12 protein-coding genes are annotated in these 14,364 nt (G+C 69.1%); 7 read left to right on the top strand and 5 right to left on the bottom strand.

All coding sequences use genetic code 11. From position 1 onward, the window contains the following. Positions 1–332: 332 nt before the first annotated feature. Positions 333–890, bottom strand: a complete 558-nt coding sequence (locus ASD78_RS19470) for an NUDIX hydrolase (protein ID WP_235566549.1) — start codon at positions 888–890, stop codon at positions 333–335. A gap of 177 nt (positions 891–1,067) precedes the next feature. On the opposite strand from ASD78_RS19470, the gene ASD78_RS19465 reads away from it, so the two are divergent. From ASD78_RS19465 to ASD78_RS19450, 4 genes are all read left to right on the top strand, one after another. Beyond that, positions 1,068–2,552, top strand: a complete 1,485-nt coding sequence (locus ASD78_RS19465) for an amino acid permease (RefSeq protein ID WP_055910282.1) — start codon at positions 1,068–1,070, stop codon at positions 2,550–2,552. A gap of 128 nt (positions 2,553–2,680) precedes the next feature. Next, complete coding sequence (locus tag ASD78_RS19460) at positions 2,681–4,114, top strand: amino acid permease (protein WP_056104571.1); 1,434 nt, start codon at positions 2,681–2,683, stop codon at positions 4,112–4,114. Positions 4,115–4,244: 130 nt separating this feature from the next. Beyond that, positions 4,245–4,883, top strand: a complete 639-nt coding sequence (locus ASD78_RS19455) for a methylthioribulose 1-phosphate dehydratase (RefSeq protein WP_056104568.1) — start codon at positions 4,245–4,247, stop codon at positions 4,881–4,883. Then, on the top strand, positions 4,880–5,437 hold the full coding sequence (locus tag ASD78_RS19450; RefSeq protein WP_056104565.1) for an acireductone dioxygenase: 558 nt from the start codon (positions 4,880–4,882) through the stop codon (positions 5,435–5,437). Before ASD78_RS19455 ends, ASD78_RS19450 begins: the two co-directional genes overlap by 4 nt. Before the next feature lie 37 nt (positions 5,438–5,474). Here ASD78_RS19450 and ASD78_RS19445 read toward each other — a convergent pair whose 3' ends face one another. From ASD78_RS19445 to ASD78_RS19435, 3 genes are all read right to left on the bottom strand, one after another. Beyond that, positions 5,475–7,061, bottom strand: coding sequence for an aldehyde dehydrogenase family protein (locus tag ASD78_RS19445; RefSeq protein ID WP_056104561.1), 1,587 nt, complete (start codon positions 7,059–7,061; stop codon positions 5,475–5,477). Positions 7,062–7,144: 83 nt separating this feature from the next. Continuing rightward, a complete protein-coding gene (locus tag ASD78_RS19440; protein WP_056104559.1) occupies positions 7,145–8,050 on the bottom strand; it encodes a dihydrodipicolinate synthase family protein in 906 nt (301 codons plus the stop codon). Positions 8,051–8,100: 50 nt separating this feature from the next. Continuing rightward, entirely contained in the window at positions 8,101–9,093 is a 993-nt protein-coding gene (locus ASD78_RS19435) for a proline racemase family protein (protein ID WP_056104723.1), read from the bottom strand. Positions 9,094–9,175: 82 nt separating this feature from the next. On the opposite strand from ASD78_RS19435, the gene ASD78_RS19430 reads away from it, so the two are divergent. Beyond that, positions 9,176–9,910: an AraC family transcriptional regulator gene (locus ASD78_RS19430; protein WP_056104557.1), complete on the top strand. Its 735-nt coding sequence runs from the start codon at positions 9,176–9,178 to the stop codon at positions 9,908–9,910. Here the strand turns inward: ASD78_RS19430 and ASD78_RS19425 are convergent. Continuing rightward, the gene (locus ASD78_RS19425) at positions 9,855–10,757 is read right to left on the bottom strand and encodes a sulfite exporter TauE/SafE family protein (protein WP_056104554.1); all 903 of its coding nucleotides are present in this window, start codon (positions 10,755–10,757) and stop codon (positions 9,855–9,857) included. The genes ASD78_RS19430 and ASD78_RS19425 overlap by 56 nt on opposite strands. Positions 10,758–10,940: 183 nt before the next feature. Between ASD78_RS19425 and ASD78_RS19420 the strand changes: the two genes are divergently transcribed. Together ASD78_RS19420 and ASD78_RS19415 are read left to right on the top strand one after the other, a co-directional pair. Next, positions 10,941–12,326: an FAD-binding oxidoreductase gene (locus ASD78_RS19420; RefSeq protein ID WP_056104551.1), complete on the top strand. Its 1,386-nt coding sequence runs from the start codon at positions 10,941–10,943 to the stop codon at positions 12,324–12,326. Then, on the top strand, positions 12,323–14,146 hold the full coding sequence (locus tag ASD78_RS19415) for a M14 family zinc carboxypeptidase (protein ID WP_156087900.1): 1,824 nt from the start codon (positions 12,323–12,325) through the stop codon (positions 14,144–14,146). The genes ASD78_RS19420 and ASD78_RS19415 overlap by 4 nt, the downstream gene beginning before the upstream one ends. Positions 14,147–14,364 lie beyond the last annotated feature (218 nt).

Here is a 14,364-nt window from a genome sequence, read left to right as displayed (position 1 = left end):
CGCAGCAAACGGAATTCGCGATCGCGGCTCACGCCGCTCCCACAGAAAGCAGAAGGAAATCGGAAGCGAAACCATCGCCGGCAAGCGAAGTTCGCGGTCGCGGCTCACGCCGCTCCTACCCCAAGGCGGGTGGCAAGAGAAAGTGGCACGCATGCGCGGCGGGCGGAAGCTGTTGCTTAAGAACGAAACCAACGCAGCAAACGGAATTCGCGATCGCGGCTCACGCCGCTCCCACAGAAAGCAAAAAGCAAAAAGCAGAAAGCAGAAAGCAGAAAGCAGAGCCGATCTGTATCGAGACCGGCGCGCGAACCGCAGTTCGCGCATGCCGCGTCTTACCCCTTCCGAGCCAACCACTTCCTCGCCATGCGCCGCATCGACTCGTCGCTGTGCGGGTCGTCCAGCAGCTCGTCGATACGCCGCCATGCCAGGTCCAGCGACTCCTCGCTGACCACATAGTCCTCGCTGCCGTTGGCGCGGACCACGTAGCGCACGTCGTAGTGCCAATGCCCCGGCACGTCGCGGCGCTCGGGGATCCAGTGCCGGTCCAGGTCGAACGGCTGCGGCTCCACGCTCAAGTCGGTCAGGCCGGATTCCTCTTCGGCCTCGCGCAGGGTCACCCGCGCCAGGTCGCGGTCGCCGTCGGCGTGGCCGCCCAACTGCAGCCAGCGTTCGAGCTTACGGTGATGGGTCAGCAGCACGCGCTCGCCGGCGCGGTCGACCAGCCAGCAACCGCCGGTGAAGTGACCTTCCAGGCGTTCGCGCCGGAACGGGTCCTGGGCGTCGTCGAGCAGGTCGAGGAAGGGCTGGACGCGTTCGGCCTCGTCGGGCCAGAGCCGCGCATAGTCGACGAGATTGGAACGCAGCTCGGCGTCGGGGTCTGAATGTCTCACAAGCATCCCAAATGCTGCACTGCGGCTTGATTCGGAGGCGGATTATGCCGGGAAAGACCATGACTTTGTCCCGCTTGCCGCTCCTTTCCCCGCTGGGTTATGGTGGCCCGCCGTTGCGCCATACGCCGGTCGTGCCGTTTGTACGGGCGGCCGACCTCTCACCATCTGGGGATACTGATGTCTAAGGGCCTATTCATCACCAAGCCGGTGCAAGCCGCGCCGCACGTAGACGCCGGGGAAACCCACGGCAGTCTTCAGGGCGAAGCCTCGCTGAAACGCGCACTGACTTCCAAGCACTTGGTGATGCTGGGCATCGGCGGTGTGATCGGTGCCGGTATCTTCGTCCTCACCGGCCAGGCCGCGGCGCAACACGCCGGCCCGGCGGTGGTCATCAGCTTCATCCTCGCCGGCTTCGCCTGCGCCCTGGCCGGCCTGTGCTACGCCGAGTTCGCGGCGATGCTGCCGGTCTCGGGCAGCGCCTACTCTTATTCCTACGCCACCCTGGGCGAGTTCGTGGCCTGGTTCATCGGCTGGAACCTGGTCCTGGAGTACCTGTTCGCGGCCTCGACGGTATCGGTCGGCTGGTCCGGCTACTTCAGCGAGCTATTGCAACTGGTAGGCGGATGGACAGGCACCGACCTCGCCTTGCCCAAGGCCCTGGCCTCGGCGCCGTACACCTTCGTCAACGGCAGCATCCAGGCCACCGGCACCTTCATCAACCTGCCCGCGGTCTGCATCGTCGCCGCGCTCAGCGGCCTATGCTACGTCGGCGTGACCCAGTCGGCCTTCGTCAACTCGATCATCGTGACCATCAAGCTGGTGGTGATCCTGCTGTTCCTGGCCTTCGCGGTGAAGTACATCAGCGCCGACAACTGGACCCCGTTCATCCCCGAAAACGAGGGCCCCGGCAAGTTCGGCTGGGAAGGCATCGCGCGCGCCTCGGCGATCGTGTTCTTCTCCTACATCGGTTTCGACGCGGTCTCCACCGCCGCCGGCGAGGCCAAGAACCCGCAGCGCGACATGCCGATCGGCATCCTGGGTTCGCTGTTCATCTGCACCATCCTGTACATCCTGGTGTCGCTGACCCTGACCGGCATCGCCGACTTCCGCACCCTCAACACCCCGGAACCGGTCGCGACCGCGCTCAGCAACTACCCGGCCTTGAACTGGCTGCGCTTCATCGTGGTGATCGGCGCGCTCGCCGGCCTGTCCTCGGTGATCCTGGTGATGCTGATGGGCCAGCCGCGCATCTTCTTCACGATGTCGCAGGACGGCCTGATCCCGAAGATGTTCGCCAAGGTCCACCCGAAGCACCAGACCCCGTACGTCGGCACCATCATCGTCGGCATCTTCGCCTGCACCCTCGCCGGCCTGTTCCCGATCGACGTGCTCGGCGAGCTGGTCTCGATGGGCACCCTGCTGGCCTTCGCCACGGTCTGCGTCGGCGTGCTCGTGCTGCGCTACACCCGTCCGGACCTGCAGCGCCCGTTCAAGGTGCCGCTGGCGATCATCGTCTGCCCGCTGGGCGCGCTCGCCTGCCTGTTCCTGTTCTGGCAGGCCTTCTCCGAGCATTGGCGCCTGATGGTCGGCTGGACCGCGATCGGCATGGTGATCTACATGATCTACGGCTACCGCAACAGCAAGCTGCGCAAGGCGGCCTGACCTGGTGCGATTCGCAAGGCCGGCGGGGGCTCCTAACCAGTGCTCCCGCCGGCCTTGACCGTTTCCGGCCCCGCGCGGGCCTGCTCGATCGCACCGGACCGGCCACGGCCCGGCGCCAGGAAGAACCGATGAAACAACTCTGGGCAACCAAACATCCGCACGCCGCGCACGCCGATGCCGAAGGCCTGAGCCTGCACCGCACGCTCGGCCCCTGGGGCCTGACCGCGCTGGGCATCGGCGCGGTGATCGGCGGCGGCATCTTCGTGATCACCGGCCAGGCCGCGGCCGACCACGCCGGCCCGGCGATCATGCTGTCGTTCGTGCTGGCGGCGATCTGCTGCACCTTCTGCGCCCTGGCCTACGCCGAGTTCGCGGCGATGGTGCCGGTGTCCGGCAGCGCCTACTCCTACACCTACGCCACCCTGGGCGAACTGGCGGCCTGGTTCATCGGCTGGATGCTGGTCCTGGAATACGGCGTCTCGGCCTCGGCGGTGGCGGTCAGCTGGACCGGCTACTTCCTCAGCCTGCTCGACCATTTCGGCATACACCTGCCGCAGGCCCTGGTCAGCGCGCCGCTGGACGCGCAGCTGCGCCCGACCGGCGCGATCGCCAACCTGCCCGCGGCCGCGATCGTGCTGCTGCTGACCTGGCTGTGCTACGTCGGCATCCGCAAGTCGTCGGCGATGAACATGGCGATGGTGGCGCTCAAGACCGGCCTGATCGTGCTGGTGATCTTCGCGGGATGGAAGTACGTCGATCCGGCCAACTGGCAGCCCTTCATCCCCGAGAACCAGGGCCCGGGCAAGTACGGCTTCGAAGGCGTGCTGCGCGGCGCGGCGCTGGTGTTCTTCGCCTACATCGGCTTCGAGGCGGTGTCGGTGGCGGCGCAGGAATCGCACAAGCCGCAGCGCGACCTGCCGATCGGCATGCTGCTGTCGCTGGCGATCTGCACCGTGCTCTACATCGCCATGGCCGCGATCATGACCGGCCTGGTGCCCTACACCCAGCTGGGCACCGACGAGCCGGTGGTGACCGCGGTCGCGGCGCATCCGCAACTGGGCTGGCTGCGTGTGGTGGTCGAGATCGGCGCCCTGATCGGCCTGTCCTCGGTGGTGCTGGTGATGATCATCGGCCAGCCGCGCATCTTCATGATCATGGGCCGCGACGGCCTGCTGCCGCCGGTGTTCACCAAGATCCACCCGGTCTACCGCACCCCGCACATCAACACCGTCATCACCGGCATCGGCATCGCCCTGCTGGCGGCGCTGTTCCCGCTGGACGTGCTGGGCGAGCTGACCTCGATGGGCACCCTGATCGCCTTCGCCGCGGTCTGCGCCGGCGTGCTGATCCTGCGCCGCACCCAGCCCGACCTGCCGCGGCCGTTCAAGATCCCGTTCGCCTGGCTGATCTGCCTGGCCGGCATCTTCAGCTGCCTGGCGCTGCTGTCGACCATGACCGCGCACAACTGGTTCCTGATGGTGGTCTGGACCGCGATCGGTTTCGCGATCTACTTCCTGTACGGCATCCGCCACAGCCGCCTGCGCGCGGCGTCGGGGCGCTGAGCCCGGGCGGGCCGCCGGCCCGCGTAGCGCGATCCCCGGCGGGCCGCCCCCAGCGGCCCGCCGACCGCCGGAACGCCGCATCGCCGCCCGCGGACACGCCGTCGGCGCGCAGAGTTTGTAAACTGGCGCCATGAGCGCCGCCCTGCCCTACGACCCGCAACGCCTGGCCCACTGCGCCGGCGAGATCATCGTCAACGTCCGCGAGCTGGCCGCGCGCGGCTGGACGCCCGCCACCAGCAGCAACTTCTCGCGCCGGATCGACGAACGCCATGCGGCGATCACCGTCTCCGGCCGCGACAAGGGCCGCCTGACCGAGTCCGACATCATGGTCGTGGACCTGGAGGGCGAGCCGGTCGCGACCAGCCACCGGCCCTCGGCCGAGACCCTGCTGCATACCCAGCTGTACAAGCGCTTCCCCGAGATCGGCTGCGTCCTGCACACCCATTCGCAGACCCAGACCGTGGCCTCGCGCCTGTACGCCGGCATGGGCCACGTGCACCTGGAAGGCTACGAACTGTTGAAAGCCTTTTCCGGCAACACCACCCACGAAATGGTCGTGGAGCTGCCGGTGCTGCCGAACACGCAGGACATGCACACCCTCGCCGCCCAGGTCGACGCCCTGCTCGACCGTCAGGACATGTGGGGCTATCTGATCGACGGCCACGGCTTGTACGCCTGGGGCCGCGACATGCCCGAGGCGAGGCGCCACCTGGAGGCGTTCGAGTTCCTGCTCGGATGCGAACTGGAACTGAGGAGACTGCAGCGATGAGCCGTCTGCGCATATTCGACGAAGACGACGCCGGCACCCCGCGCGTCAGCACTGCCGACCGCGCCGAGATCGCGCGCGAACTGAGCCGCATCGGCGTCGGTTTCGAGCAATGGCAGGCCAACCGGCCGGTCGTGCCCGGCGACGCGCCGGAAACGATCATGGACGCCTACCGCGCCGACATCGACCGCATCGTCGCCGAGCGCGGGTTCAAGACCGTCGACGTGGTCAGCATCGCGCCGGACAACCCGCAGCGCGAGACCATGCGCCACAAGTTCCTCGACGAGCACTACCACAAGGAAGACGAGGTCCGGTTCTTCGTCGCCGGCTCCGGCCTGTTCACCCTGCACGTCGACGCCGGCGTGTACGAGATCAAGTGCGAGCAAGGCGACCTGATCTCGGTGCCGGACAGCACCCTGCACTGGTTCGACATGGGCCCGGAGCCCAGCTTCGTCGCGATCCGCTTCTTCACCGAGCCGGACGGCTGGGTCGGCCATTTCACCGGCACCGATATCGCCCAGCGCTTTCCGCGCTACGAGAAGGGCCAGGCGGCCTGAGCCGACCCGCGGGCGCGATCCGATCGCGCCCCGCCGCTTACCGACGCAGGCCTGAGCAGGCCTGCGTCCACGTCCCGTCGATCTGCCGCCACACGCCGCCCGGATTGGCGTCGCGCAATTCCGGCGGCAGACGGTCGTCGCGGACCTGGTCGTAGCACTGCAGCGCGGCGAAACGCCGGATCGAAGCAGGCATGCCCACCGAGGTGAAACCGGCGTGGCCGGTGCTCGGATAGGGACCGCCGTGCTGCATCGCCGCGCTGACCGCCACGCCGGTGGGCCACTTGTCGGCGATCAAGCGCCCCACGCGCGGACGCAGCACCTGCGCGATCCGCGACCACAAGCCATCGTCGCTACCGTCCTGCGCAGCATGCAGGGTACCGGTGAGGTTGCCTTCGAATACTGCGGCCACCGCGACCATCGCGTCGTCGCCATCGGCACGCACCAGCAAGGCCACGGGTCCGAAGGCCTCGCTCTGCAGCGCCTGGGCGTTGCGCATGAAGGTCGACGCATCCACGCCGAGCAGGCTCGGCGCGTAGCGGTAACCCGGACCGGACGCAGCGGCCGTGCCCGCCAGCACCTGCGCGCCGGCGCCGCGCAAGGCCTCGACCGAATCCGCCAGATGCCGCTGCCCGCTGCTGGAAAACAGCACCATCGGCGAGGCCGCGGCGAAATGCGCGCTGGCCGCCGCGACGAACGCGTCGCCCGCATCACCCGTCGGCACCACCACCACGCCGGGATTGGTGCAGAACTGGCCGCTGCCCAGGGTGCAGGACGCGAAGAACTCCTGCGCCAACGCCGGCCCGCGCTCCGCGACGGCGCCGGGCAGCACGAACACCGGGTTCACGCTCGACATCTCCGCATAGATCGGGATGCCGGCAGCGTCGGCGGCGGCCTTCAAGGCCATGCCGCCGCCCCGGCTGCCGGTGAAGCCGATCGCGCCGATGCGGCTGTCGCCGGCCAGGGCCAAGCCGAGCGAGCTGTCGAAGTCGTAGAGCAACTGCACCGCGGCGCCGGGCAGGCCGGCTTCGAGCAAGGCTTTGTGCGCGATACGCGCCAGACACTGGCTGGTGGCCGGATGCGCGGGATGCGCCTTGGCGATCACCGGATTGCGTGCGGCGATGGCGGAGGCGAAATCGCTGCCCGCGACGGCGTTGAACGCGAACGGGAAATTGTTCGGCCCGAACACCAGCACCGGCTTGCGCAGCGGCGCGTAGTGCGCGCGCAGGCCGGCCTGGGTGTCGATGACCGGATGAGTCCAGGCATGGCTGCGCACCGCCTGCGCGGCCTGGCGCAGTTGTCCGGTGGTGCGCGGCAGTTCCACCGCGGCCAGGCGCGGCGTGGCCGGCAGCGCGGTTTCCGCATGCGCGGTGGCCACCAACTGCTCCGCAGCCGCCTCGATGCCGGCCGCGTAGCGCTCGAGGAAATCGGCGATGCGTTCGACCGGTGCCGCCGCCAGCGCAGCGGCGACGGCAGCGGCGGCCGAGACCGCAAGATCGAGGTCCTGGCGGCCCGAGCGCGGAAACTCCGGCCCGATCGCATCGCCCGTGGTCGGATCGTGCGCGCGGAAACTGCCGGTGCTCTCCAGACTGGCCTGCCACTTGCCCGCTATCAGGATCTGTTCCATTCCTCACCTCACCTGGATCGCGCAGCGCCGCTCGCGCGACGACGGGCCTGTTGCGCGCATGCTGAATCCCGACGCGACCGGAATCAAAGCTTCGGCCGCGAGGCGATGGCCGCATCGATCACCTTCAACGCCGCGTCGCGCTCGGTGCCCTCGACCACCAGCCGCGGTGCGCGCACGCGTTCGTTGCCCATGTCCACGCGCTGCTGCATCAGCTTGATCAGCTGCACGAACTTGGGGACGGTATCCATGCGCAGCAGCGGCAACAGCCAGGCATACAGTTCCAGCGCCGCCTTGGAGCCGCTGTCGCGCGCGAGTTCGAACACGCGCACCGATTCCTCGGGGAAGGCGTTGACCACACCCGCGATCCAGCCCACCGCGCCCATCGACACGCCTTCGACGATCGCGTCGTCCATGCCCACCATCAGCTCCAGGCGATCGCCGACCAGGGCCTGGATCGCGGCGAAGCGGCGGATGTCGCAGGACGACTCCTTCACCGCCTGCAGCTGCGGATAGGCCGCGGCCAGCTCGGCGATGTGTTCCGGCGTGAAGTCGGTCTTGTAGGCGACCGGATTGTTGTACAGCAGCACGGGCAGCTGGGTGGCCTCGATGATCGCGCGCATGTGCGCGCCCATCTCGCGCCAGTCCGTGGAGTACACGTAAGGCGGCAGCGCCATCAGGCCGCCGCAGCCGAGCCGCTGCGCATCCTGGGCCAGGCGCACGGCCTCGGCGGTGGACAGCGCGGCGATGCCGGGAATCACCGGCGCGCGATCGCCGAGCGCTTCCACCAGGGTCTGGATGATCGCGAGCTTCTCGTCGTACGCGAGCGTGGCGCCTTCGCCCAGCGAACCCAGCGGCACGATGCCGGTGCAGCCGGCGTCGATCAGGCGGCGGGCGTGCGAGGCCAGGAAGGCGTGATCGACTTCGCCGCTGGCGGTGAAGGGCGTGGTGATGGCGGGTACGACGCCGCGCCAGAAAGTAGCGTTGCTCATGCGATCTAGGTCCGTTGCGATGGGAATGGAAAACCGGTGAAGCAGAAACGTCAGGCCTGGATGCCCCAGGCGAAGGGATCGTCGTCCTCGATCAGCAGCCGGCCTTCGCCCATCAGGTGCGCGCGGCCGCTGATGCGTGGGCGGATGCGCTCGATCAGGCGCTGGCCTGCGCCCATCTGATCGGCGCCGCCGTTGGCGCGCCCGTTTTCGGCCAGCGTATAGCTGCCTTCGAACACGCTGCCGAGCACGCTCTCGATGCGGATTACGGCGTCCGGTGCCAACGCACCGTCGGCGGCCATGCAGGCGAGCTTGGCGGAGAAGCCGGTGCCGCAAGGAGAGCGGTCGTAGGCCAGGCCCGGACACAGCACGAAATTGCGCAGCGCGACGTCGGCGCTCAGCGCCGGGCCGTTGAGTTCGATATGGTCGATTTCGGCGCCGTCCGCGCCGCGCACGTCGGCCGCGATCAGCGCCTTGCGGATCGCTTCGGTGTAGCGGGTCAGCTCGCGCCAATGCGGCAGATCCAGCGGGAGCGGGCTGTCCTTGCTGATGAAGAACCAATTGCCGCCCCAGGCCACATCGCCGCGCACGCGGCCGAACTCCGGCACCTCGACCACGACGTCCTGGGCAAGGCGGTAGCTCTCGACGTTGTCGATCGACACGCGACCGTCTTCGTGCAGTTCCGCGACCACGGTGCCCACGGGCGTGTCGATCGCATGCCGTCCTGGCCCGATCCGGCCCAGGTGCGCCAGCGTCCGCACCAGGCCGATGGTGCCGTGACCGCACATGCCCAGGCAGCCGACGTTGTTGAAGAAGATCACCGAAGCCACCGAGCCGGTTTCCACCGGCGGCAGCAGCAATGCGCCGACCATGGTGTCGGATCCGCGCGGCTCGCAGGCCACCGCGCGACGCCAATGGTCGTGGGCGCTGCCGAACAGCGCGCGACGTTCGGCCAGGGTGCCGTCGCCCAGGTCGGGCGCGCCGGAAAGCACCACCCGGGTCGGTTCGCCGCCGGTATGGGAGTCGATGAAGGCTATGGTCTGCATGGCGCTCATCGTCCGTCGCGCGGGACCGCCGGGTCTAGCCGGCATCCCAGCCGACCGATGCGGAAATCAGCATAATCGGTCCATGCACGACAGCCCGCCCACCTTGATCGACGCCGACGAATTGCAGGCCCTGCTCGACGCAGTGCCGGACATCGTTTTCTTCGTCAAGGACCATTCCGGACGCTACACCCATGCCAATCTCACCTTGGTGCGGCGGCTGGGATTGGCCAAGCGCGCGGACGTCGTCGGCCGCAGCGTGGACGAAGTGTTTCCGCCCAAGCTCGGCAGCCGTTACGCCGCGCAGGACCGTCGCGTGCTGGCCGGGCAGCGCATTCACGACCAGCTCGAGATGCACATCTTCCCGAACCGCGTGGCCGGTTGGTGCCTGACCAGCAAGCGTCCGCTGATCAGCGGCGAGCGGGTCGTGGGCCTGATCGGAATTTCGCGCGATCTCGCCCAGCCCGACGGCCGCCATCCGGGCTACGATCGCCTGCGCAACGTGCTCGACCATCTGGAAAGCCATTTCGACGAACCGGTGCGGATGCAGGCCCTGGCCGATCTGGCCGGATTGTCCCTGTCGCAATTGGAGCGGCAGTTCCGCCGCGTGTTCCAGCTCAGTCCGCAGCAGTGGCTCACCCGCTTGCGCATCGAGGCCGCGATGCAGCGCCTGCGCGGGCCCGACACCATCGCCGCCATCGGCCATGCCTGCGGCTTCACCGACCAGAGCGCGTTCGCACGTCAGTTCAAGGCGACCGTGGGCATCACTCCGCGGAACTATCGGAAGCTGCACCCGCTCGGCTCCGCCGAGCCGACATGAGCATCTGCACCGCGGCGATCAGCACCACCACCAGCACCAGCCAGCGCAGCCAGATCACCGGCAGCGATTTGACCACGAACGCGGCGATCAACACGCCCGGAATGCCGCCCAGGGTCAGGCCCAGCGCCGCACGCAGATCGTAGCGTCCGGCGCGAACGAAGGCGCCGCCGCCTACCGGCATCAGGAAAGCGCAGGCGCCCATCATGATCGGGAACGCCGCCAGCGGACTCATGCCGAGCAGGCTCACCAGGATCAGGCAGGGCGCGTACAGCCCGATCCCGAGCATCATCAACGCGCCCAGCATGAAACTCGCCGCGACCGCGAACGCCAGCGTCGCCCCCTGCAGGCCCTGCGCATCGCCGCCGCCGGGCAGCCACTCCAGGTTGGTCGCCAGGAACAATGCCGCCGCGGCCAGCAAGGCCACGCCCATGCCGATCTGGATCGCGCGCCGCGGCAACCGCGTCACCACGCCCACGCCGATCCAGGCGCCCGCGACCGCGGCCGCGATCATGCTGGCCAAGGTGACGAAATCCACCGTCACCACCGCGATGAAGATCAGCGCCTGCGCGACCGTGGGCAGCGCGTGGCCTGCGTTCAAGGTGCCGGGAATGTCCTCGTCGGCGACCCGGCCGCGCAGCTTGAAGATCGCGGTGGTGGTGGCGAACGAGCCGATGCCGAGGGTGTCGAAGAAGTTGGCCGCGAAACCCGTCAACCAATCGCCGAGGCTGGGGCGCGGCGATGCGCCGGTCGCGGCGCTTCGGCGGCGCTCGATCGTCCACCAGCGCGCAGCGTAGGCCAAGGCCAGGGCCGCGAGCGCCGACAGCAGGACCAGGGGCCCGACGCTCATGGCGCGCAGCCCGCGAATCCGGCTATGGCCTGTGCAGCTGTTGCCATCGCATCCTCCCAAACCCCCATTCACGCATCTTCGGTGCAGGGCGCTGGCCTGGATTGGCCCGCTTCCGCGCCAGGGATGCGGATTTTTGCGTAGTCGGCGAGCGGCCGCGGTGCCTAGGATGGTGGCTCGAATCCGATGCCCAGGACCGCCCTTGATCCACCCATCGCCCACGGCGGGCGCGACGTCGATGCAACGCGCACCATCGCCTCTTCGCTGCCCGTGGCGCTGCGCATGAGCACCTCGGACAGTCACGACGGCCCCATCGCAGTGATCGGCGCCGGCGTCATCGGTTGCGCCGTCGCGTATGCGCTGGCGCGCGAGGGCCGACCAGTGCTGCTGATCGACCGGGCCGCGCCCGGCGAGGCCGGCGCGTCCTACGGCAATGTCGGGCACCTGGCCACGGAACTGGTCGAACCCCTGCCCTCGCCCGGGCTGTTGTTCGGCTTCTGGCGCGAGCTGTACGCGCTGGGCGGGCCGTTGGACGTGCCGGTGCGGCGGCTGGGCGCGTTCGCGCCATGGGCGCGGCGTTTCGCGATGGCCGCGTTCCGGCGCCGCGCCCACACCCAGCATCTGGCGCCGCTGGTGCGACCGGCCGGCGCGGCCTATGCGCAGCTGCTTGCGGAAATTGGTCGCGAGGATCTGCTGCGACGCAACGGCCACTACCAATTCTGGCTGAGCGCGAAGGGCGCGGCCCAGGCCACGGCCGAGGCGCGGCACATGCAGGCGCTGGGCATTCCGACCGCGCCGGTGGCGCCGGACGTGCTGGCGAACGTGCGTACGGCGGCCGGCGCGCAGCATGCCGCCGGCCTCTGGTTTCCCGAGAGTGGGCATATGCTCGATCCGCAAGCCGTATGCCAGGCGCTCGCGCATGCGGCCGCGGCGCGCGGCGCGCAGCTGCGGCAGCTCACGGTGCGCTCGCTCGAACCCGAAGGCGAGCGCATCGCGATCACCACCGCAGACGAACGCTTCAGCGTGCCCGCGGCCGTCGTCTGCGCAGGCGCCTGGTCGGCGCCGCTGCTGGCGCCGTTCGGCCTGCACGCGCCGCTGGAAGCCGCCTACGGCTACCACGTCGAACTGCCCGACGAAGCGGCCTATGTCGACGCGCCGGCGCTGTACGCGGATCAGAAAATCCTGGTGACGCCGATGCGCGGACGCCTGCGCGCCTCCGGCTACATGGAGTTCGGCGGATTGGACGGCGCGCCGGATCCGCGCAAGCCCGCGCGCTTGCGCAGCCAGCTCGCCGCGCTGGGTTATCGCTGCGCGGCCGATGGCCCGAGTTGGCGCGGGCCGCGACCGGTGCTGCCCGACTACCTGCCCGGCATCGGCCGCGCACCGGGGGCCGCCCCGCTGTACTACGCCGTCGGCCACCAGCACCTGGGCCTGACCCTGGCGCCGGCGACGGCGGACTTGATCGCCGACCTGGTCGCCGCACGCACGCCGCGCCAGGACCTGAAATCCTTCGATCTGTCGCGGTTCGGGTCGCCGAGCCGCCAACGACCTTCGATCCGAGCAACGCCATGACTCTGCATACCATCGCCGAACAATCGGACTTCCACCGAACCGGTCGCCTGGAGGAAGTCGAAGCCCTGTGCGCAGGCTACGCCGAACGCTGGCCCGAGGCGGTGCGCAGCTTCGTCTACGGCTACTCGGGCGAGGGCCGCCCCTTGCGCGCGTTGCTGGTCTCGCGCAGCGGCGCGCTGACCGCCACGGCGCTGCGCGAACGCGGCATCCCCTTGCTGATGATCCAGGCCGGCATCCATCCCGGCGAGAGCGACGGCAAGGACGCCGGCTTCGCCGCCCTGCGCGAGTTGCTGGGCGGCGAACCGATGACCGAACCCAGCCATCCGGGCAAGATCGCCATGCATGCGCCGGCGGCGGACGTGCTGGAGCGCATCGCGCTGCTGTTCGTGCCCGCGTTCAACGCCGACGGCCACGAACGCGTCGGACGTTGGAACCGGCCGAATCAGAGCGGACCGGAGGAGACCGGCTGGCGCGCCACCGCGCACAACCTCAATCTCAACCGCGACTACACCAAGGCCGATGCGCCGGAAATGCAGGCCATGCTGCAACTGCTGTGCGACTGGGATCCGCTGGTCTGCGCCGACATGCACGTGACCAACGGCGCCGATTTCGAGCCGGACGTGTCGATCCAGGTCGAGCCGATCCACCAGGGCGACCCGCAGCTGTACGCCAGCGGCATGCAGCTGCGCGATGCGCTGATCGAAAGGCTGGTCGCGCAAGGTTCGCTGGCGCTGCCGTTCTATCCCGATCTGGCGGTGGCGGACGACCCGGCCTCCGGCTTCCAGCTCACCGTCTACTCGCCGCGCTTCTCGACCGGCTACTTCCCGGCGCGCAACCGCTACACGGTGCTGGTGGAAACCCATTCGTGGAAGGACTACGCGACCCGCGTCCGGGTCACGCGCAATACCATCGTCGGTCTGGCCGAACTGACCGCCGAGCACGGTGCGCAATGGCGCGAGGCAGCGCTGCGCGCCGACGCGACCCCGCTCGGCGGCGAGAACGTGGTGCTCGACTACGCAGCCGGCTGGCGCGAGCCGACGGCGGACGCCGAGGACGCGGCGCCGGAGGCCATGCAGGGCGATGCGTCGCTCGGGACCATCGAAACCGTCGAGACCATCGAGTTTCGCGGTTACGCCTACACCCGCGATCCCTCGCCGATTTCCGGCGAACCCGTCACCGTCTACGATCCGCGCACGCCGCAGATCTGGCGCGTGCCGTTCCGCCGCAACGTCGCTCCCTCCCTGGTCGTGCGGGCGCCGCGCGGCGGCTACCTGGTGCCGCCCGCCTACGCGCAGGCCATCGAACGCAAGCTCGCGCTGCACGGACTGAGTTCGCGGCGCCTGGATAGGGACGCCGGAACGCTGGAGGTCGAAGCGTTCCGGGCGACGCGCGCCCGTTTCTCCCCGACGCCGTTCGAAGGGCGCATGCGACTGAGCTTGCAGGGCGCCTGGCGGCCGGAACCGCAACCGCTGCCGGCCGGCACCTTGTTCGTACCGATCGCGCAAACCCGTGCGCGCCTGCTGATGGCGCTGCTGGAGCCGCAGGCGCCGGACTCGTACGCGGCCTGGGGCGGCTTCAACGCTCACTTCGAGCCCAAGGAATACGTCGAGGCCTATGTGACCGAGATCTTCGCGCTGCGGATGCTGGACGAAGACGCCGTGCTGGCGGCCGAATTCCGGCGCCGCCTGAAGGAGGACACGGCCTTCGCCGCCAGCCCCGACGCACGGCGCGAGTTCTTCCAGAGATTGCACGCCTCATGGGATGCGCGCTTCAACATGTACCCGATCTACCGCAGCGACAGCGTGCCGGCGGAGGCCTGAGTCCCGCCGGCAGCCAGTCGCCGCATATCGGCTTCGCAATCCGATCCCGGCGCGGGTTTCGCCGCGCCTGCCGCGCTCTCGCCTTCGCTGCGAGAGCGGCCGCCCTATCCACGCCTGCTTCGGCGCACGCCCGCCTCGGCGGCCGGCAGCGGCGCATCCGGCTCCGCCGCCACCCGACCCTGCACGGTACGCGCTCGCATTGCCGGGCCCAGCGGCGC

The sequence above is a fragment of the Lysobacter sp. Root667 genome (assembly GCF_001427715.1).
Taxonomy (GTDB): domain Bacteria; phylum Pseudomonadota; class Gammaproteobacteria; order Xanthomonadales; family Xanthomonadaceae; genus Lysobacter.
Note: the sequence above shows the minus strand (reverse complement) of the source record. Positions and strands in the feature narration are given on the sequence as shown.